Annotated in this window: 1 pseudogene; it reads right to left on the bottom strand. The window is 39.9% G+C overall.

Features of this window, described 5'->3' with window-relative positions:
- Positions 1-223, bottom strand: a pseudogene (locus ACXAH9_RS17225) (2-succinyl-5-enolpyruvyl-6-hydroxy-3-cyclohexene-1-carboxylic-acid synthase); the annotation flags it as partial.

The following is a 223-nucleotide window of genomic DNA, read 5'->3' as shown; positions in this document are numbered from 1 at the left end:
CAGGCTTGTTCCCACCGTGGTAGAAGTACAACCGTCGATTCCACTTGTGCCTCGGTTTGCATAAATCTTAATATTATTTTTTACTCCAAATAAATCAGCATAACGAACTGGCATAGAGTTGCTTAAGTGCAGGATCGATTGCTCCAGAATAGATTCCAAAATGATATAAGCAGCCTTAGTTTCACTGTATTCAGCTTTGGGAATAAAGCTCATAATGCCATCC

The sequence above is a fragment of the Ekhidna sp. ABH4_415 genome (genome assembly GCF_056161305.1).
The sequence above is the reverse complement of the archived record's forward strand: the minus strand, read 5'-3'. Positions and strand labels throughout refer to the sequence as shown.